The organism is Alphaproteobacteria bacterium (assembly GCA_016699305.1).
In the GTDB taxonomy this organism is placed as follows: Bacteria; Pseudomonadota; Alphaproteobacteria.
On the sequence record CP064970.1, the window covers coordinates 794,525 to 813,501 of the forward strand.

Annotated in this window: 18 protein-coding genes and 1 tRNA gene; 10 read left to right on the plus strand and 9 right to left on the minus strand. The window is 57.6% G+C overall.

The window, feature by feature from the left end; all coding sequences use genetic code 11:
* Nucleotides 1-10: 10 nt before the first annotated feature.
* The gene (locus IPI58_03685) at nucleotides 11-1,024 is read left to right on the plus strand and encodes an adenosine kinase (protein ID QQR69763.1); all 1,014 of its coding nucleotides are present in this window, start codon (nucleotides 11-13) and stop codon (nucleotides 1,022-1,024) included.
* Between the two features lie 46 nt (nucleotides 1,025-1,070).
* Here IPI58_03685 and IPI58_03690 read toward each other — a convergent pair whose 3' ends face one another.
* Entirely contained in the window at nucleotides 1,071-2,864 is a 1,794-nt protein-coding gene (locus tag IPI58_03690; GenBank protein QQR69764.1) for a hypothetical protein, read from the minus strand.
* Nucleotides 2,865-4,067: 1,203 nt separating this feature from the next.
* Nucleotides 4,068-4,823, minus strand: coding sequence for a bifunctional 2-polyprenyl-6-hydroxyphenol methylase/3-demethylubiquinol 3-O-methyltransferase UbiG (ubiG, locus tag IPI58_03695; protein ID QQR69765.1), 756 nt, complete (start codon nucleotides 4,821-4,823; stop codon nucleotides 4,068-4,070).
* A 144-nt stretch (nucleotides 4,824-4,967) separates the two neighbouring features.
* Between ubiG and mnmA the strand changes: the two genes are divergently transcribed.
* The gene (gene mnmA / locus IPI58_03700) at nucleotides 4,968-6,050 is read left to right on the plus strand and encodes a tRNA 2-thiouridine(34) synthase MnmA (GenBank protein QQR70034.1); all 1,083 of its coding nucleotides are present in this window, start codon (nucleotides 4,968-4,970) and stop codon (nucleotides 6,048-6,050) included.
* 8 nt (nucleotides 6,051-6,058) lie between these two features.
* Here mnmA and IPI58_03705 read toward each other — a convergent pair whose 3' ends face one another.
* The 5 genes from IPI58_03705 to IPI58_03725 form a co-directional block, all read right to left on the minus strand.
* A complete protein-coding gene (locus IPI58_03705) occupies nucleotides 6,059-6,721 on the minus strand; it encodes a CPBP family intramembrane metalloprotease (GenBank protein ID QQR69766.1) in 663 nt (220 codons plus the stop codon).
* A complete protein-coding gene (locus IPI58_03710) occupies nucleotides 6,718-7,656 on the minus strand; it encodes a histone deacetylase family protein (protein ID QQR69767.1) in 939 nt (312 codons plus the stop codon). Before IPI58_03710 ends, IPI58_03705 begins: the two co-directional genes overlap by 4 nt.
* A gap of 20 nt (nucleotides 7,657-7,676) precedes the next feature.
* Nucleotides 7,677-8,480 (minus strand): exodeoxyribonuclease III, encoded by an 804-nt coding sequence (xth, locus tag IPI58_03715; protein QQR69768.1) that lies wholly within the window; start codon nucleotides 8,478-8,480, stop codon nucleotides 7,677-7,679.
* A complete protein-coding gene (locus tag IPI58_03720) occupies nucleotides 8,477-9,169 on the minus strand; it encodes a DUF502 domain-containing protein (protein ID QQR69769.1) in 693 nt (230 codons plus the stop codon). Before IPI58_03720 ends, xth begins: the two co-directional genes overlap by 4 nt.
* A 114-nt stretch (nucleotides 9,170-9,283) precedes the next feature.
* Complete coding sequence (locus tag IPI58_03725) at nucleotides 9,284-9,955, minus strand: hypothetical protein (protein QQR69770.1); 672 nt, start codon at nucleotides 9,953-9,955, stop codon at nucleotides 9,284-9,286.
* 342 nt (nucleotides 9,956-10,297) lie between these two features.
* On the opposite strand from IPI58_03725, the gene IPI58_03730 reads away from it, so the two are divergent.
* On the plus strand, nucleotides 10,298-10,966 hold the full coding sequence (locus IPI58_03730) for a hypothetical protein (protein ID QQR69771.1): 669 nt from the start codon (nucleotides 10,298-10,300) through the stop codon (nucleotides 10,964-10,966).
* Nucleotides 10,967-11,137: 171 nt separating this feature from the next.
* Nucleotides 11,138-11,836 carry a hypothetical protein gene (locus IPI58_03735; protein QQR69772.1) on the plus strand — a complete coding sequence of 233 codons (699 nt, stop codon included), beginning with the start codon at nucleotides 11,138-11,140 and terminating at the stop codon, nucleotides 11,834-11,836.
* 491 nt (nucleotides 11,837-12,327) lie between these two features.
* Here IPI58_03735 and IPI58_03740 read toward each other — a convergent pair whose 3' ends face one another.
* Nucleotides 12,328-12,999 carry a CarD family transcriptional regulator gene (locus IPI58_03740; protein QQR69773.1) on the minus strand — a complete coding sequence of 224 codons (672 nt, stop codon included), beginning with the start codon at nucleotides 12,997-12,999 and terminating at the stop codon, nucleotides 12,328-12,330.
* A gap of 379 nt (nucleotides 13,000-13,378) precedes the next feature.
* On the opposite strand from IPI58_03740, the gene IPI58_03745 reads away from it, so the two are divergent.
* Nucleotides 13,379-13,454, plus strand: a tRNA-Lys gene (locus tag IPI58_03745).
* 47 nt (nucleotides 13,455-13,501) lie between these two features.
* Here IPI58_03745 and pip read toward each other — a convergent pair.
* A complete protein-coding gene (pip, locus tag IPI58_03750) occupies nucleotides 13,502-14,491 on the minus strand; it encodes a prolyl aminopeptidase (GenBank protein ID QQR69774.1) in 990 nt (329 codons plus the stop codon).
* A 53-nt stretch (nucleotides 14,492-14,544) separates the two neighbouring features.
* Between pip and IPI58_03755 the strand changes: the two genes are divergently transcribed.
* From IPI58_03755 to IPI58_03775, 5 genes are all read left to right on the plus strand, one after another.
* Complete coding sequence (locus IPI58_03755; protein QQR69775.1) at nucleotides 14,545-15,627, plus strand: glycosyltransferase family 9 protein; 1,083 nt, start codon at nucleotides 14,545-14,547, stop codon at nucleotides 15,625-15,627.
* Nucleotides 15,628-15,652: 25 nt separating this feature from the next.
* On the plus strand, nucleotides 15,653-16,852 hold the full coding sequence (locus IPI58_03760) for a glycosyltransferase (GenBank protein ID QQR69776.1): 1,200 nt from the start codon (nucleotides 15,653-15,655) through the stop codon (nucleotides 16,850-16,852).
* A 410-nt stretch (nucleotides 16,853-17,262) separates the two neighbouring features.
* Nucleotides 17,263-17,775, plus strand: coding sequence for an NUDIX domain-containing protein (locus tag IPI58_03765; protein ID QQR69777.1), 513 nt, complete (start codon nucleotides 17,263-17,265; stop codon nucleotides 17,773-17,775).
* A gap of 152 nt (nucleotides 17,776-17,927) precedes the next feature.
* Nucleotides 17,928-18,230 (plus strand): hypothetical protein, encoded by a 303-nt coding sequence (locus tag IPI58_03770; GenBank protein QQR69778.1) that lies wholly within the window; start codon nucleotides 17,928-17,930, stop codon nucleotides 18,228-18,230.
* 107 nt (nucleotides 18,231-18,337) lie between these two features.
* Nucleotides 18,338-18,898: a translation initiation factor IF-3 gene (locus tag IPI58_03775; GenBank protein QQR70035.1), complete on the plus strand. Its 561-nt coding sequence runs from the start codon at nucleotides 18,338-18,340 to the stop codon at nucleotides 18,896-18,898.
* Nucleotides 18,899-18,977 lie beyond the last annotated feature (79 nt).

An 18,977-nucleotide genomic window follows, 5' to 3' on the forward strand; every position in this document is an offset into this window, starting at 1 on the left:
GATTCGCCGCATGACGACCCCCGCCCCTACCTCTTTTGACGTTGTCGGAATCGGCAATCCATTGCTGGATATTGTGATCCAGGTTCCCGATGATTTTCTTGATCAAAATGGCATCGTCAAAGGATCGTCCTCATTGGCCGATTCAGATCGGATCAACCAGATTTACGACCTGTCCGGTCCCGGCGTTGAGATGTCAGGCGGGTCGGTGGCCAATTCCATTGCGGCGCTGGCCGCCTTGGGCCAACAAACGGCACTGACCGGCAAAATCGGCTCGGACGCATGGGGTGATATCCTGCGCCACGATCTACGCGCCCAAGGGGTCAAGTTCGAAACCATGTCACATCCCGAGATGCCCACGGGCTGTTGCTTGTGTTTGGTCTCGCGCGATGGCGACCGTACTCTGATCACGCATCTGGGCGCTTGCATGGCGTTGGGAGCCGAAGACTTGGATCCCGACACCATCCGCAATTCAAAATACCTGCTGTTAGAGGGCTATCTGTTCGACCAGCCCGCCGCCAAAGCCGCCTTCTTAAGGGCCGCCGATATCGCGCACAGCGCGGGCAGCAAGGTCGCTTTATCGCTTTCAGCCGAATGGTGCGTGCAGAACCACCGCAATGACTTCCTGGCCCTTGTGCGCGGCCATGTCGATGTTGTGCTGGGCAATGAAACCGAAATCTGTGCCCTTTATGAGACCGAGGATTTCGAGCAGGCCATTCGTCAGGTTCAAGAACATTGCGACATCGCCGCCCTTACACGGGCCGAGAAAGGCTGCGTGATCGTATCGCACGGCAAGCGTCATGTGGTGCCGGCGGCCACCATCAATCCTGTGGTGGATACGACGGGCGCGGGCGATTTATTTGCCGCTGGGTTCCTATCGGGCTTGGTGCGTGGCATCGAGCTGGCCGATTGTGGTCGCCTAGGGTCCTTATGCGCCGCCGAGATCATCGGCCATCCGGGTGCCCGTCCGCTGACCCCGCTGCGCGAATGGGTCGCCGAGCATGGCGGTAAGGCTTTGCTGGGATAAGTGCCGATAGAACACTGTTAGCGAAACTTGCTATTGCAAATCCTCACTACGGTTCAATGGTATGGCCGGATGGCACTTGGGGTACAAGCCGCCCCTGTGGTCGTGCGGGGCTGGAATCCGTGGAAGGCACCAATCCATGGGGTAGCCCAGCATCTATGCGCCCGATGGCCTCGGCGATCTTCTCTGGGACTTCCTTTTGTTCTATCTTTAATCCGTAGATGTTGAAAAGATGGCTCAGCCCCTTGCAGCCCTCGCGCGTCAGGCCTCGACGCTGGTATGTAAGGGCTTTTCTCCACATTCCCCAATTCTGTCCCGACATGCCGGGAATATCGCCGCTCCTGTTAGACGGCAAAATACCATCATGATCCCGCGCCCATAAAAGCGCATGGGTTAAGATGATCTCCTCGGTCAGCAAAGAAGACGCATTCGTTTCGGTCAACCCATGCGGCTGTCCTTCGTTTATGCGCCCGATGGCCTCGGCGATCTTCTCAGGAGCTTCCTTGCGTCCTATCTTCAATCCGTAGATGTTAAAAAGATGGTTCAGCCCCTTGCAGCCCTCGCGCGTCAGGCCGCGATTTCGACAGCGAAGGGCTATGGTCCACATACCCCAATTCTGTCCCGACATGCCGGGAATATCGCCACTATATGTTGCAGGCAACTTGCCGTCATGATCCCGCGCCCAGAGCAAGGCATGAGTTAAGATGAGGTCCTCGGTCACTCGAAAGCCTGTTTCTGGAACGTCATCAATCTCGGTCAATCCATGCTGCTGACCCTCATTCATGCGCATGATGGCCGGTTCGATCACCTCGGGAACTTCCTTTTTTCCCTTCTTCAATCCATAGATATTAAAAAGATGACTAAGCCCCTTGCAGCCCTCGCGCGTCAGGCCTCGACGCTGGTTTGTAAGGGCTTTGGACCACATCGTCCAAGTCTGTCCCGACATGCCGGGAATATCGCCACTCTTGTCATGCGGTAATTTGCCGTCATGATCCCTTGCCCATAAAAGCGCATGGGTTAAGATGATCCCTTCGGTCAGCGGGAAAGCCGGAGCACTGCTTAATACGGTTTTCGGGCGCGGTGGATTGTCGCTCAGCACCGCCGCCGCCAGTCTGTCTTGCCAGGTTAAATCCATCGCCACGCGGGTGATGTGGGGCATGTGGCGCAGTTGTTCCTTGCTATAACTGGCCCAAAATAACGGGCCGGGTTGCCCCTGGGCGACATAGATGGCCTGACCTGCTTGATCGCAAACGGCGATTTCCCGATCCAAGCGCGGTATCTGTACGATCCGATAACCGCGCCGACGCATCCCTTTTGGGTCGAGGACGCCGTCAAGAACTCGGTAATCCGATGTCGATATGTCGTTCTGCGCCAGGAAAAGCAGCACCTGATTCAAGCGCGGTTCCAGCCGAATCGAATCCATCCCCGCGCCACTACCGGTTTGTATCGGCTTTTGTCCGTGGGTGGGTAGGAACTCTAGATCGGTCTGGAATGTGATGAAGGACACCGTGTCGTTGTTTAGACGACGGGCAAAGTTTCGCATCGCAAGATCCAACAAATCACTGACCGTGACCGGTTTATGGCCAGGCCCGCGCGCATGGCGGCTGAGGCTGGATTCGACGGCATCGCGGTTCAACGCGCTGTCCTTGCCGCGCTCTAAAGCGAGGTTGTCGAACGGGGCGAGTGCCTCTGTTAAGGCATCGATGCTTGCATCCGAATTATCGAAGTCTCGCGCCGCACGAAAGGCGCGGGCAAGAATATCGCGCAGATAACCCCGATCATCCCCCACGGCGATGGGCGAATAATGGATTTTCTCTTGTGGACGCGCTGGAGCAAAGGACATGGCGGCAAAACCCTTTTGTGCAATTCATCGAAGATGATTATGAATAACGATATCGCAACTAAATGCGTTTTCTTTATCGCGCAGTACGCCCACCTATATCTGAATCAGCCTTAACCGCTTGGTCAGCCGCTTTGATTCCGCACGCTTCCCGTCAGCAACCGATCCAACCGTGCCGAGAACAGGGCGGTGCTGGCCGATTGTGGTCGCCTAGGGTCCTTATGCGCCGCCGAGATCATCGGCCATCCGGGTGCCCGTCCGCTGACCCCGCTGCGCGAATGGGTCGCCGAACATGGCGGTAAGGCCCTGCTGGGATAAGATACATTTTTTCTGAATCAGCACAGCCCTGGCCGGGGCAATGGTCTCCCCCTTAAATCTACCCTCGCACATGCGGCGAAGGCGGAGGGGGATTCAGTGCGCCAAAAGAAACTTATGAAGTGTAGCTATTGATGCTCTCCCAGAATTTTCGCACCCAAGGCAACCCCAATGTTGAAAGGACATATCCTGCAACAGGCACTATTGCAGCCAAATACCATTCTGCGGTTGGAATTATGAAGATAAATATTAGACTTCCGCAAATATACGTCACAAAAACAATAGATAACCTTCGGGTAAGACTTATTTCCCAAGCCTTATCGACGGTGACTTTCTTGTTTCTTTCTTCAATCGCTGAGATTCGGTCTTCTAGATCCATTTAATTTACTCCGGTGACGGCATCGGTATCTCATGCCATAAATACGTCAAAACTCCAATTAGGTCCTCTCCCATTCAACCTACCCTCGCACATGCGGCGAAGGCGGAAGTCACTTGTATAAAGATGTCATGGAGAGAGATTCAGATAGAAGGCACGACCCTCCTAAAGGATCGGCATTCCTCCAAATCCCTCTCCAAAAAATTTAGCCGGCTCCACCACCACCAGGGAACGAAGACCAGCTGTGTAGATTATTCGACATGTTGGCGACTCCTCTCATTGGTTATTACGATGGTTGCATCGGGGCATTCGAATATTTCCTGCCCCGTTGAGCAGACTAGCACAGATTCTAACGTTCAGAAAGCGACCGCGGACACATAACGACAGGTTTCTCCGATTCAGACACGCGCCTTTCGCGTTTTCGTCAGTCATCGGCCATCCGGGTGCCCGTCCGCTGACCCCGCTGCGCGAATGGGTCGCCGATCATGGTGGTAAGGCTTTGCTGGGGTAAAGCCTTAGGGCAACTTCCTGGCCCAGAGCATGTAATTGATGCCTAGCTTATGCGGTGACAGGCTGAATGCGCCCGTCAGAGGATCAAAGGGCATCCCCATGATGCCCCCGACTTCCATCCCCTGCTGACGCACCAGCCGCGCCAGTTCGTGCGGACGCAGGAATCGGTGCCAATCATGCGAACCCGGCTCGGCCCAGCCCAGGACATGTTCGGCCAGCTCCACCGCCAGCAACCGCGCCATCCATGTGCGGTTAAGCGTGGACAAGATCAACGCGCCGCCCGGCCTGACCGCTTTCGCGGCAGCTTGGACGAAGGTCCCGGCATCGGCGGTATGTTCGATGATCTCCATGCCCAGAACCAAGTCGAAACTGCCCGGACGCAAAGATGCCGTATCAAGGCTGGCGGCATGATAGGCGATTTCCAATCCGTGATCTTTGGCATGGCGGCGGGCCACCTGAATGGCCTTGGGGCTGGCATCTAGGCCGGTTACCGCCGCGCCTTGACGCGCCAGCGGCTCACATAAAAGGCCGCCGCCACAGCCGATATCCAGCACGGTGACTCCGCGCAGAGGATGGCGCGAAGCGGGATCGGACGGAATATCCAGGGCCTTGGCGGCAATATCACCAATGCAGCGTAATCGCGCCGGATTCATCCGGTGCAGCATCCGCAAGGGACCGGAAGGGTCCCACCAATGCTCGGCGATCCGATCAAAAGTGGCCACTTCCTGGGGATCAAGTGTCGCGCGGGCGGGTTGTGTCATGGCAAGTTTTGGTCTCCTGGGCTTGGCTGGGTTATACTGCCGCCTCGCTCTTAAGGAAACCGTCTTATGCCCTCGGACATGCTTAGCCAAACGCTCGACGAAAGCCTTGCCGGCCTGCCTCATGGCGCGCGGGTGGTGGTGGCCATGTCCGGCGGCGTGGATAGCTCGGTCACGGCGGCGGCTTTGGTTCAGCGCGGCTTCGACGTAATTGGCGTGACGTTGCAGCTTTACGATCATGGCGCGGCCATGGCGCGCAAGGGCGCATGTTGCGCCGGACGCGACATCCGCGACGCCAAGGCCATCGCCGAAAAACTGGGATTTCCCCATTATGTCCTGGACTATGAGGCGCAGTTTCAGCGCGACGTGATCGACGACTTCGTGGACAGCTATCGCCGTGGCGAGACGCCCATCCCTTGCGTGCGCTGCAATCAAAAGGTCAAGTTCCGCGACCTGATGCAAGTCGCGCATGATCTGGGCGCGGCGGCCTTGGCCACGGGTCATTATGTGCGCCGCAAGGAGGACCCCCAAGGCCCCGCCATTTATCGCGCCCATGACGCGAATCGCGATCAAAGCTATTTCCTGTTCACCACCACGCCCCAGCAGCTGGCCATGTTGCGCTTTCCCTTGGGCGGCATGGAAAAGCCACAAGTCCGCGCGCTGGCCGCCGAAATGGGCCTGGCCGTGGCGGAGAAACCCGATAGTCAGGATATTTGCTTTGTCCCCTCGGGCCGCTATAGCGATGTGGTCACCCGTCTGCGCCCCGATGCGGCCATTCCTGGGAAAATCGTGCATCTGGATGGCCGCGTTTTGGGCCAACATGAAGGCATTATCCATTACACCATCGGCCAAAGGCGCGGACTTGGCACCACCGACAACAGCGGCGAGCCGCTTTATGTCATGCAGCTGGATGCAACCAAGCAAGAGGTGATCGTCGGCCCCTTATCGGCCCTGGGGCAAAACCGCGTCCACCTGCGCGATGTGAATTGGCTGATCCCGCCCCCCGCACCCGATGGCGAGCCTTTGCGCGTCGATATCAAGATGCGCTCGGCCCAGCCCCCCGCCCCTGCCCGCATCACTCCCCTGCCCGATGGCGGCGTTCAGGTGATGTTGGACGCGCCCCTGACGGGTATCGCCCCTGGCCAAGCCGGTGTGTTCTACGATGGCGACCGCCTGTTGGGCGGCGGATGGATCACCGCCACCGATCATCAAAGCGACCTTGCGGCATAGCCAATCCCTTATCCGTGCGCCCCGCCATAAAAATACCAACCCAGCCCCACCAAAAACAACGCATTGCCGTATAGGCCATGCTCTATCGCCACCAAGGCCAAGGAACGCGTTCGCGCGAAAGTGCGGGCAAAGATAAACCCCGCGACCAGGCTAAGAACCGGCGCGACCCAATTGATGAACAGGACATGGGCATAGGCGAATGTCAGCGCGCTGGCGAGGATGCGCCATCGGTCAGAAGGAAAGAACGGCGCGTAGCGTTTAAAGAAAACGCTGCAAAAGATAAACTCTTGCGGCAGCGCCGATAGCAAGGGATACAGCACCAGCAAAAACGGTACAAAATCCGGCCGACGCCGCACCAACTGAAACATGCGATCCGGATCCATCACCGCCACCAGAATCACCAGCCCCACACAGCATATCGCCCAGCGGATCAAGATGGGCCGCAGATTGTCCCAGCGCACCGCTTCCCAACGCCACAAATCGCGCCAGCCTGTCCAAAAATGCCGCCGATAGATCCAAGCGCAATACGCCGTCGCGCTCCAAAGGAACACGAACATATAAGGGGCCAAGCGAAAAGCCAGAATGATCGTCGGCACGCCCAACCAAAGCAGGACGAATTCAAGGCCTAAGACAAGTTTTGCACCATTCACGATGCGGAAATGCCTCGTCATGCCCCCATCAGCTCTCGAACATGAGCGGCGCTGCATTCGGCCAAAGCATCAAGGTCATAGCCGCCTTCCAGGAAGGAAACCACCCTGCCCCCCGCATGGCGGTTGGCCGACTGGCATAACTGCGCCGTGATCCAGGCGAAATCGCCGGCTTCTAGATTCAAGCTGGCCAAGGGGTCGCGCCGGTGCGCATCAAAGCCCGCAGAAATCAGGATCAATTGAGGCTTGAACCGATCCAGAGCGGGCAACAAATGCCAAAGCCAGGCCGCGCGGAACTCGGCAGAACCGGAACCGGGGGCCAAGGGCGCGTTCAGGATATTGCCAAAGCGCCCCGTTTCTTCGGCCATGCCCGTGCCCGGATATAACGGCACTTGGTGCGACGACAGAAACAGGACATCCGAATGCCCTTGCGCCCAAGCCTGCGTGCCGTTGCCGTGATGCACGTCGAAATCCGCAATCGCCACGCGCGTGGCATGACCGGCGGCCAAAGCCTCGGCAGCCGCGATGGCCACATTGTTCAGCAGGCAGAATCCCATCCCGCGCCCTGGCTCGGCATGATGGCCGGGCGGGCGCACGGCGCAAAAAGCGCGCCGTGACGCGCCATCGGGATGAAAAACCTCGCCCACCGCCGCGCAGCCCGCGCCCGCCGCGCGGCGCATCGCCCGGGCCGAGCCTGGACCGATGATGGTGTCGCCGCCATCAAGAGGCACCGTGTCGGCGCTTTGCAGCCAAACGGCCAAATCGGCCAAATAGGGGCGTTCATGCACTCTCTCAATCTGGGATTCATGCGCCAAGGGCGCGATGCGGCGGGCCAGAGCGGAAAAATCGGGACCGTCCAAAGCCGCCAGCACGGCGCGCAACCTATCGGCGCTTTCCACATGACCGGGGCCGGTATCGTGTTCAAGACATGCAGGATGGGTGTAGAGCAGCACGGTCATCTTTTCCGCCCCTTTCTTCGTCAATCCCGACGCGGCGCATCGGCCAAGACGACGGAGACGGCGGCATGGTCCGAAGGTCTTTCCCCTTCGCGCGTGGCGCGTTCGACCGTGCAAGCCGACAAACGATCCGCCGCCTCGGGCGAGAGCAGCACATGATCGATCCGCAAGCCATCGTCACGCGCAAAGGCGTTGTCTTGATAATCCCAGAATGTGAAGAGGTGGTCGTCCTGGGGATGCAGGGCGCGCAAAGAATCCGTCCAGCCTTGGTTCAATAAGGCGCGATAACGCCGCCGCGCCTCGATATGGAACAAGGCGTGATCCTGCCAGGCTTGCGGATCTGTCACGTCGCGCGATTGAGGGATGATGTTGAAATCGCCCATCATCGCCACCGGCATATCCATCTCTAGCAAGATCTGGGCGCGCGCGATCAGGCGATCCAGCCAGACCAACTTGTCATGATATTTCTCGCTGCCGGGAGCAGGACCATCGGCAGGCTGGCCATTGGGCGCGTATAATCCCGCCACGCGCACCCCCTGAATCGTCGCCTCAAGATACCGCGCTTGCGGCTCGTCGGGCGTGACCAGCCCCAGGCGCGTATCCTCCAACGGATGACGGCTAAGCAGAGCGACGCCGTTATAGGCTTTTTGTCCAAGAACCAATTGATGCGTATAGCCCAGCCCGTGAAACTCCAGCGCAGGAAAGGCCGCGCTCTCGCATTTGATTTCCTGCATCACCAGCATATCGGGCTGGTTCTGGCGCAAGAACTCTTGAACCTGCGCCAGGCGCACGCGCACCGAATTGACGTTCCAAGTGACCAGCTTCATAAAGCGGGAACCGACGGCTTAAAGCTGACATGATCCGGCCCCACCACGCCGCCCGACACGACATAGCGCATGGCTTCCTCGAACGTCCAATCCATCACCGTCAGGCGATCCATGGGCAAAATCTCTAAATAGCCCGAGCTGGGATTGGGCGCCGTGGGCACGAACACCGTCGCCAAAGGCGGGCCGCCTTGCGTATTGGTCAGCATGCGCGTCACAAAGCCCACCGCCTTGACCCCCGGATAGGGAAAATCGATCAGCACCACTTTCCAGCTATGCCCGTCGGGCTTTTGCTCTAGCGCCAAGACCAGTTTACGCATCGCCCCATAGATTTTCTTGACCAGGGGGATGCCCTCCATCACGCGATCGAACGCGCCCATCAGCTTTTGGCCCACCACATGGGTGGTGATCCAGCCCAGCAGATACAAGGCCAATACCACGACCAGCAACGCCATGACGCCTTGGAACATCGGCTCTTGCAGGGCCTCGGCCAATAAAGGATGCGAGGGGTGCAGCAAACGCGCCAGCGCCGCCACACCCGGACGGCCCACCTGAAGCAGGAAATCGAACAACAGCGAGCAGACCAGCCAGGTTACCCACAAAGGAACCAGCGATAACGCACCCGCCAACACATAACGCTGGAAACGCGCCATAAGAGAGACACGCGCCGCAGAAGAATCCGTCGAAACCATCAACACGTTTTCCTTATCGAGAGAGCATCGCTATATCCCCCGCCAGCCTATCTTTCGAAACACAGCAGGGCAAGCGACGCGGGGGGCGACGCAGGGGCCGCCATTCTTCACAGGCTATTCGACCTGTCCGGGCGGGCGTATCTGCCGCGCACCCCCTGCCAACCAGCGGCGGCGGGGTTGATCATCGATATCCTGGGCAGCCTCGATAAGGGGCGGCGGGGCATGATCGCCCGCGCCCTTTCCCTGACCTTCGCCCTGACGGGTTCCGCCCCGTGATCTGCGCCACGAGTCGTCGTCATCGGATAGGCGGTCGCCAGACAGGCTTTCCGATTCAATCAAGTCCTCGATCACCGAAGGCAATTGGCCATCGGCGGGGTAACCGCTGCCGATCCCCTCGTCCAAGGCATGGGCGGGGCCATGAAACAGCTCGGAGGTGATGCGGTCGCACGCGCTTTCGCTTTGCCACGAGCATTCCATCAAACGCTGCATATCCTGAGACCATAAGGGCATATCCTGCAACGCCTCGACCAAGGCGTCGCGCGCCAGGTAAATCGCCAGCTCTTGCAAGCGAACCGGGTCATCCGTGCCGGGAATGCCAGGACGTGGGGCGATGTGCGCGCGTTCCACAGGAAGAAAACCGTTCGCCAGACGCTGACGCAACTGCTCGGCGCGCGCCGCGCGGTCAAGATAGGCATGCTGGCGATAGACAAGCGCCACGGTCGTCAAGCGACGCTCGAGAATGCGTGCCCAGTGCCGCCAAGCGTAAAAAGAGGCTCTGCCCGCCATGAACCTGCCATCCTAGTCAGAGTTCGCAGTGTCTCCCGTCATTCTGCCTGTCATCTTGCAGGCACGCAAGAGTTGATTGCTTGATGACCCCAACGCCTTATTTCGGCGCGTGGTCACAGGGGGGCCTCGCCCCCCTGGACCCCTCATTGCAACAGCACTATGCAGACGCTACACTAGGGCCGGGATTGCGGTACAGGCTGGGAAGCCGATGACCGCACAGGGTAACACCGGGGCGCGGCTCTCAAGGGGGCCGCGCTTTCACATTTTAAGAGATTGTTAAGATGTGAAAGATAGAGCTATGATGAATTGACCTACTTCCTCTCGCGATAAGGAATGGACGCCATGCTGAAAAAGACGATCATCGGTTTCATGCTGGCTTTGTTCGCAGGGCCTCTCTCCGCTCATGCAGAACTGCCCGGGCAACCCTGCACCGCCGCGCAAATCGGCACGACTAAAATGGCCGATGACAAGCAAAACATCATTGCTTGCCTCGTAACGGGTAACGTCGCGCCAGAAAACGTCCAGGAATGGAAGTCTATGACTGCGGGTAGCCGTACCCGTTACTCTCTTACTTGTGATGACTGGAAGAAAATAGGGTGGGGCAGCAAGGACGAATGTATTAAGGATGGGCGTTGGCATCTCGTGTATGTCAACAATAACTCTGGTGGCTCTGCATATGGAAATATTAGTAATTTAGTGGATTATGCGAATTCAGGAGCTGACGTAAAAAGTAATACTTCAGGTTCAGTAGGAGGTTCTCACCTTTGTTCCTCTATTGCATGGAAGGATGGAGTATTAGCTTGCATGGATACTATCAGTGCGGATGCTAGTGATCTGTTTGTAACCAGTGCAGGCCCGAATGATGGAACTGTTTTCGCTGGTTCAGCATTGAGGCGAACAGATGGTATGAGGATGAATACGAATATTGTGCCAAACAATAGTGGCAACATGCAAATGACAGGATCATTAAATAATAATCGGAAAGCTATGGAATGGTATGTGAGATTCTAGTGCCAAGACCGCTGCTCCTTAGGGCTTCCTCATTGCTCCGCCGAACTATCTTTGACTTTTGGCTGGCGCGGCGGATACTGAGGGGATAGAGGTTGAGGGTGGTACAGGCTGGGAAGCCGATGATCACGAAGGGTAAGGCTGTAGGGAATGAGGCTGCTGATGAGGAATGCCATGATTGCTCTTGCGACGCTGCTGGTCGGTGTCAGTCTCGGTCTGCCTAGCTTTGCCGCAGCATGGGCTACCCCTGGCGCGGCTTGTACCCAAGAAGGCGCGAACGCGAACAGCGATGGCTTTCTCACCTGTACCGGCGGGGTCTGGGTGTCAAACGCCGTCCTGCTGGGTACGACATCCGCCACATGCGATTCTACGAAGGCCGGATATATCCGCTATACCGGCGGCCAATTTGAGGGCTGCAATGGAACAGGTTGGATTCAGTTGGCGAGTAGTTCGTCCCTGAAAGTCTACAAATCAGATGGCGTGACAGAACTGGGGAAAATGATGGGTAATTATGCTTCTGGGTGCGGAGGACTTGTTTTTGCAAGGAGTGATGGAGAAATTTTTTCTGCTAGTACCCTTTTCTGCGAAGGGGGCACAATACAAACGAATATTCTTTTCACTGGTGATAACTGTACTGGCTCCCCTTACTCACAGCATGGGGATACACAGCAATATCTTGGGTATTGCTGCACGGGAAGTGCACAATGTTTAACAAATAAATGCATTGGAAGTGGTGGCAAAAAAAATAATGTAAATCTTAGATCTTACAGAGCTACTAATGGGCTTTGCGCTGCTAACATTACAACTCTGTCTTCGTTGTATTTAGCCGTGCCGATTTGCAGTGATAACGGCACTGCCTGCATCGTGAAATAACCGACCTTACCGATTTCATTCAGGCCGTACTTTTGTGTTCGGTGTCTCTGTCGCTACCGGCCTCCTCGTTGCCCTGCCGAACTGTCTTTTGACTTTTGCGTTTTAACGGGCCGTGGATGGCCTGAAAGAGGCTGAATCGCAGACTCTTTTCTGAAATCCCGCACCATCGGCCAGGTCAGGAGATGGACTCCCGCCTTCGCGGGAGTGACTCACGAGGAGAGAAAGGCGCACAACAAACCATGCCGCATTCATATAAAAACCACTCTCTCAACTTGGTTTTGTCCGCCATCCACGCTGTCACTGAATCGCGCCGCGTGTCCCGTCTTTGAGCAACCTCGATATGGCAAAGAACCGGGGGAATTCTAGCCCGGGATATCATGTCTATTCTCGGGTCGATAACGTCTTAAGGAGCAAAAATGGAAGCGGGGCGGCCCCATAAGGACCGCCCCGCTTCTTTTGCCCAACAGGAGCTTGGGTTAACCGAAAAAAACTCAGGCGGCCTTCTTGTCGCGCACCAGCGCGGCTTCCAGCTTTTCGGCGGCACGGCCTGTATCGATCTTCTCGACCGCCGCCAGCTCACGCGCCAGGCGTTCCAGCGCCGCCTGATAGATCTGGCGTTCGCTGTAAGACTGTTCGGGCTGGTCGCTTTGACGATGCAAATCGCGCACGACCTCGGCAATCGACACCGGGTCGCCCGAATTGATCTTGGTTTCGTATTCCTGGGCGCGGCGGCTCCACATCACGCGGCGGACGCGCGAACGGCCTTTTAACGTTGCCAAAGCATCGCGGATGCGATCGCGCGAGCTAAGGCGACGCAAACCACACGCTTCGATCTTGTTGAAGGGCACCTTCAGACGCATACGGTCCTCATCAAAGACGATCGAATAGAATTTGATGCCTTCTATAATCACCGTGCCCTCGACACGGCCAACGCCATGTACCGGATACACCACGCTGTCACCTTTGTTAAAGGCTTCGCGTTCCTTTTTCACTTTCAGCTCGACGGGCTTAACCTCAAGCTTAACGACAACGCGCTCAGCGACCCGTTTAACCGGCGGCTTGGTCGCCACTACGGCTTTCTTGATGGCGGCCTTCGGCTCACTAACGGCCCTGACCTTGACGGTCTTGACTTGTTGCGTCTTCTTCACCGGCTTTGTTGCCATCGAGTTACCCTCATATCTTGCGTTGCGAACACCCCAGCGACCCACTATCTCCAACGGGCGCACCGTCCGACCTCTCATGCCGTCATCCGATGTGATCCGTGCGAAGACGGCCCATAGCCCCGATCGCATACCGGAACATCTTTTCCTCTTCCTTGCTTTTTTAGCACAATTTTCACCAATTTACAATTTATTTATGGTTTTTCCTGTGAAGAACCCCTGAAGATATCGATTTCGATATATATAATTTAAGCACAATATACTTTATATCCATATGATTATAATAGACTATTACGGAAATGTTGTTCCGCGCCAGACGAAAGAAGCCGCATTATATAGATGTTGCCTAACGAAACCAGCTTTGCTATGACAGCCGCCGGTGGGGCGCATAGCTCAGTTGGTAGAGCAGCTGACTCTTAATCAGCGGGTCGTAGGTTCGAGCCCTACTGCGCCCACCATCGCCTTTAGAATGACAATCGCAAACCCAGGACGCATTGCGGAGCGGTCAATCCCCCCGCACGGCATCGGTGGCGTCCAGCAATGCCGCGCGGATGGCGGGGTCGGAGCTGTGGTGACTGCCGCCGGGAACCATGATCAGTTTCGATTCTGGCAGTGCATTGTGCAGGTCATAGGCGCTGATGGGCGGCGTGATCATGTCATAGCGGCCCTGCACCAGGGTCAGCGGGATACCCTGAAGCCGGTTGGCTTCACGCAGCAACAGATCGTCCGGCTGCAAGAAACAGCCATTGACCGTGTAATGCGCGGCCAAAACCGCCGCCGCCATGGCCTGAGCTTTCTGTTCAGGCGTCAAAGCGAGGCTAGCCGCGCCATCAGCCGCGACATTGGGCGCGTGCGGCAGGCCGACCAACAGACTTTCCCACTGATTGCAGACTTCGGCGGCGGCCATGCGCAGTTCCTCGTCCTGACTGGTCAAGCGGCGGTAATAGGCGCGCATCATGTCGCCGCGCTCGTCCTCGGGGATAAAATCACGAAAAACCGGCCAATATTCGGGAAAGAAAGGCCGCGCCCCGCCCTGGTAGAACCAGTCGATCTCGTGCCGGCGACCCAAAAAGATGCCGCGCAGGATCATCGACGTCACGCGCCCAGGGTGACGCTGAGCATAGGCCAGCCCCAACAAACTGCCCCAAGACCCGCCAAAGACCATCCATTTCTCAATGCCCAGCAGCGTTCTTAGGCGTTCAATATCCTCGACCAAGTGCCAGGTGGTGTTATGGTCCAGCAGCCCCAAAGGCTTACTGCGCCCACACCCGCGTTGATCGAACAACACGACCCGATAGGTCGATGGATCAAAAAAGCGGCGATGGGCCGGTTTGCATCCGCCGCCCGGGCCGCCATGCAAAAAGACGACCGGCTTTCCTGACGGATTGCCGCAAACCTCGTAATACATCTGATGCCCGTCGCCCACATCCAGCATGCCGCTTTGATAGGGATCGATCTCGGGGTACAACTCTGCCTGCGGGCGATTCTCGGCCATGGTCACGAATCCTGCTAAATTGAGGATAACCTTCTGATGCGGCTCAACTTGACATGAACAGGCTTTCCAGGCAACGGCACCCCAGGCAATCACACCGTGACTTTCCGGCCCTGACCGTCCAGGCGCGGCCAGGTATCGGCGATATGGTGTGGTTCCTGCCGGCCTTGCGCGCCGTGGCGCGTGCCGAAGGGGCCACCGCCCAGCGCCCCATGCCGATCTTGACCAAGATGCCCCTAGGGGCCGCCAGCCTGTTCGAGGAAGACCCGTTTCGCTTTATCCCCATGCCGCGCCGCTTTTGGGGACGCTCGGCCCCCGCGCGGCTGGCTTGGTGCACGGCGCGTTTTGGCATGATGCGGTCGCTGCAACGCCTGTATGTCATGCATGATAGCCCTTGGTATGCTCTGGCAGGGCGATGGGCGGGGGTTCCACAGCGCTTTGGTTTGTTCTCGACCGGGCGACCTCATGCCGCGCTGACCGTGGGCTTGGCCATGCCCAAGGGCCCTGAGATCGACGAAATGCTTGCCTTGCCCGTGCAGTCGCAAAATCTGGTGCGACGTTTGGGCATACCTATCGACGAATCCGTGCCGCGTCTGCGGATCAAGCCCGCACGGCGCGAACAGATCGCCCAGAGGCTGGCCGATATGCCCCGGCCATGGATCATTTTCGGCATTGCCGCCAGCGAAGACTGGAAAATATGGCCACCCGAACATTTCGCCGCCCTCGCCGACGCCTTGATGCCGCGTCAAGGCACGATCTTTTTGCTCAGCGGTCCCGACGGGGTGGAACGGGCCGGTCGGATCAAGGCGCAATCGAGTCATCCGCATCTGGTGGCCATTAATGATTGGGCCTTACCCGACTCGGCGGCCCTGATCGAATCCGCCGATCTGTTCATCGGCAACGACACGGGACCTGCCAATATCGCCGCCGCCCTAGATCGCCCCAGCTTGGTACTGTTTGGAAAGACTCTTTCCTTCTCAATGCTTTATGGTAAGCATGTGCGCTCTTTATACGCGACCGACGCGGATAAAAGCATGGTCAGTATCTCTCCCGCGCATGTATTGGCCGAGCTGGAATCCCTAATTCACGGAAAAGGGGCTTTTCTTACGCCGCATTTTGACGCAAACAAGGCAAGATGATGACGTTTCAGGTTACAGTGCTTCCATGTCCTTGGGTCTGACATCCTCCAAAACGCCGCGCCCGACCACGGTGCTGTTGGCGATGAAGAACCTGCGCGAGGGCGCGTTGACGCGCGCCCTGTTGGATGTCGTGTCCGCCATTCGCAAGGCGGGCGGGCGGGCCATCGTCGCCTCGCCCGGCGGCGGCCTGGTCCACGAATTGCGCCATGTGGGAGCCATACACGCCACGGTGCCTTTGGACAGCGAACATCCCGTGACGGTGTCGCTGAACACCGGACGTTTGGTGGACATCATCCGCGCCAGCCGCGTCGATATCGTGCATGCGTTCAACCGCTCGCCCGCTTGGAGCGCGATGAAGGCGGCGCGGCGTACGCGTACGCGACTGGTGACCACCGTGCGGGCGTTGCATCCCATTCACAGCGCGTTCGAGCGCGCCTATTGCATGGTCATGACCGAAGGGGATGTGATCACGACGCCCTCGCATTGGCTGCGCGACAGCCTGATCAACGAATATGGCCTGGACGCGACGCGGGTGATGGTGGTGCCGCATGGCGTGTCGATGGATTCCTACGATCCCGAGCGCGTCGGCCATACCCGCCCGGCGCAATTGGCCGAATCCTGGATGTTGCCCGAAGAATGCGCGGTGATCCTGCTGCCCGGCTCGCTCGATCGCAGCCGGGGCCATGCCGTGCTGTTGCGCGCCATGGCGCGGCTGAAGCGGCGCGATATGGTGGCCGTGTTCCCCGGCGCGGACCAAGGCGACGACGACGCCTATCGCGACGAAATCCGTTTCCTGATCGCCCGTTTTGGCCTAGAAGGCCGCGTGCTGATGCCGCCAGAAACACCCTACCGCGCGGCGGCCTTATGGTTGGCCAGCGTGGTGGTGTCCCCCGCGATCGAGCCGGAAGGCTTCAACCCCGCGATCATCGAGGCCCAGGCGATGGGACGTCCCGTGGTGCTGTCGCATCACGGCGCTTCGGCCGAATTGGTCCGCGCGGGCGAGACCGCCTGGCTGGTGCCGCCCAATAATTCCGCCGCCCTGGCCGCCGCCTTGCAAGAAACATTGGCATTATCCGCATCCGAGCGCCTAGCTCTGGCCGAGCGCACCCGCGCCTTCGTCAGCCATACCTATAGCCGTGAACGCATGTGCGCCAGTCTGCTGACCGTTTATGACGCCCTGCTGCAAAACCAAGCCCGCGCGCCATTGCCTCTGCGAGCGGCTTAGAGGAAAACCGCATCCTCCATTTCGGACGAAAGACTTTTCTTTTATTGCAATCCGCACCGCACAATCACGCGGAAGCTTGAACATATCGGCGGGATATGACTTGTCTCCATCAGGCATGTGGCACGAGATTGAGACCAAGGCCCGTTCTTGCCCCGAGCTTTCCGCTATTTTGTCGGACTGATTGCAGGGCACGCAGTTTGATCTTCGTAAAATGATCCCTATGCAGTTACGCGATATTGGGTTTGTCGATGAACACACATGGAATGTCATGCGGCCTGTACGGCAGCGCCGGATTCGATGTATTCCTCCCATATCTTGGCGCTGCAGATGGGGGAGCGGATATTGGGATTTTGTATTGTCATATGGTAGCTTTTGCTAAGCTGCGCGTAGCAGAAAAAACGGGGGAATAAATGACAGAGCCTACAGAATTCTATGACGATTATGGTCGTGCTACGACGGTGACCGATCCGGCGCTGATCCAAAAATTTGATACCGTGCATGTCCTATGTCACAGCCAAGGGCATTGGCTGCTTAGCGTAATGGGCATGCTGCCCGATGTGCCTGAGTTTCCCGGTGGACGTGCCAATCCTGAAGAGAGCTTTGGGGCGAATCTACACCGTGAGTTTCTGGAAGAAACCGGCCTTACCCTGCCGCCAGACATCGAACGCCATGTGCGGCGGCGGCATCATCAAGTCGCGCCCTTTCACGCACGGATGGGGGGTAAGTTCTTTTTGTTGAACCAGACCTATGTGCTGATCGATTTGCCTGAGAACTTACGCGAACACGGCCCCGACCATCGTCTGGAATGGTCCGGTTCCGAGGAGAACCGCTTGGTCTGGATGCCGGATGCCCAAATGTCGGGCATCACCTTGCGCCACGAGCATGGATTGGCTTGGAAAGCGTTGCGCGCGGTAGAAGAATGAGCCACATGAACCCTCGTATTTTTATGGCTTCTCGCTTTTATCATGCGCCGGTTTGGCGAGCTTAGCGCGCGGCCGGGGTGCCTATTTGTGCCGATTGGATCGATCACATTGATCTGGACAGCCTCCCCAAAGAGCCTGACTAGGAACAGGGGTTGGCGCAGGAATGGGCGCAAAAAGCCAGGGAAATTCACGATTCAGATGGGTTTATTCTGTACTGTCAGCCCGGTGAAGTCCTACGTGGGGCCTTGGTCGAGGCGGGGATGGCCATGGCTTTTCAAAAGCGAATTGCCTGTGTCGGGTCTTGTGACGCAACTCTGGGCGGGCCAACACAGGCCACATATACCTACAGCCCGTTATGGGTGGCCTTTGATAGCTTGAAAGACGCCTTTCTAAGCTTTGGCATCACCTTGCCCCAAGGCTTACCTATCCCCGAACAGACCCGCTTGACCGCTTAGTTTCCCATCTTGATCATTGCGAAAGCTAGGCTATACTGTGCCTAATCTCTTGCGCCAAAAGGCGTGGGGGATGTGTGTTTGCGTCTTCATGGCAGGGAGTAACGACCATCCAAAAATTTAATGGCCCTGCGTCGGGTGCCCACGATGGCCCGCGCATCAATGGTCAAATCACGGCGCGTCAGGTGCGGTTAATTGACGCCAGCGGTGTGACACGGGGGATCGTCGCGTTGCGCGATGCCCAATTGGTTGCCGAACAGGCGGGTTTGGATCTGGTGGAGATCGCCGGCACGTCGGAGCCGCCTGTGTGTAAGGTCATGGATTATGGCAAGTTCCGCTTTGCCGAGCAAAAAAAGGCGTCCGAGGCCCGTCGCCGGCAGAAGGTGATGGAGATCAAGGAAATACGCTTGCGACCCATGATCGACGACAATGATTTTGGCATTAAGATCAATCAGGCGCGGCGTTTCTTGCAAGATGGCGACAAAGTCAAGGTGACCTTGCGTTTCCGTGGCCGCGAAATGTCGCATCAAGAATTGGGCGGCCAAGTGCTGGCCCGTGTGCGCGAGTCCCTGGCGGATGTCGGCAAGATCGAGATGATGCCCAAATTCGAGGGCCGTCAGATGGTCATGGTGATGACCCCGCAGCAACAGCAAGCGCCACAAAAGGCCTAAGCACATACGGCCTGTTGACAGGCCGTTCGTTTGTAGGATTGATGCGCTCGCCATGGATGGTGCCTTCTTAGAAGAGGCA

Excerpts from the sequence above, each read along its gene's own strand:
- IPI58_03730 (QQR69771.1), top strand. The coding sequence starts at position 10,298 with ATGCTGAAAAAGACGATCATCGGTTTCATGCTGGCTTTGTTCGCAGGG.
- IPI58_03740 (QQR69773.1), bottom strand. The coding sequence starts at position 12,999 with ATGGCAACAAAGCCGGTGAAGAAGACGCAACAAGTCAAGACCGTCAAG.
- IPI58_03765 (QQR69777.1), top strand. The coding sequence starts at position 17,263 with ATGACAGAGCCTACAGAATTCTATGACGATTATGGTCGTGCTACGACG.
- pip (QQR69774.1), bottom strand. The coding sequence starts at position 14,491 with ATGGCCGAGAATCGCCCGCAGGCAGAGTTGTACCCCGAGATCGATCCC.
- IPI58_03760 (QQR69776.1), top strand. The coding sequence starts at position 15,653 with ATGTCCTTGGGTCTGACATCCTCCAAAACGCCGCGCCCGACCACGGTG.
- mnmA (QQR70034.1), top strand. The coding sequence starts at position 4,968 with ATGTCCGGCGGCGTGGATAGCTCGGTCACGGCGGCGGCTTTGGTTCAG.
- IPI58_03705 (QQR69766.1), bottom strand. The coding sequence starts at position 6,721 with ATGACGAGGCATTTCCGCATCGTGAATGGTGCAAAACTTGTCTTAGGC.
- IPI58_03725 (QQR69770.1), bottom strand. The coding sequence starts at position 9,955 with ATGGCGGGCAGAGCCTCTTTTTACGCTTGGCGGCACTGGGCACGCATT.
- IPI58_03685 (QQR69763.1), top strand. The coding sequence starts at position 11 with ATGACGACCCCCGCCCCTACCTCTTTTGACGTTGTCGGAATCGGCAAT.
- IPI58_03690 (QQR69764.1), bottom strand. The coding sequence starts at position 2,864 with ATGTCCTTTGCTCCAGCGCGTCCACAAGAGAAAATCCATTATTCGCCC.
- IPI58_03720 (QQR69769.1), bottom strand. The coding sequence starts at position 9,169 with ATGGTTTCGACGGATTCTTCTGCGGCGCGTGTCTCTCTTATGGCGCGT.
- IPI58_03735 (QQR69772.1), top strand. The coding sequence starts at position 11,138 with ATGATTGCTCTTGCGACGCTGCTGGTCGGTGTCAGTCTCGGTCTGCCT.
- IPI58_03710 (QQR69767.1), bottom strand. The coding sequence starts at position 7,656 with ATGACCGTGCTGCTCTACACCCATCCTGCATGTCTTGAACACGATACC.
- IPI58_03755 (QQR69775.1), top strand. The coding sequence starts at position 14,545 with ATGAACAGGCTTTCCAGGCAACGGCACCCCAGGCAATCACACCGTGAC.
- ubiG (QQR69765.1), bottom strand. The coding sequence starts at position 4,823 with ATGACACAACCCGCCCGCGCGACACTTGATCCCCAGGAAGTGGCCACT.
- xth (QQR69768.1), bottom strand. The coding sequence starts at position 8,480 with ATGAAGCTGGTCACTTGGAACGTCAATTCGGTGCGCGTGCGCCTGGCG.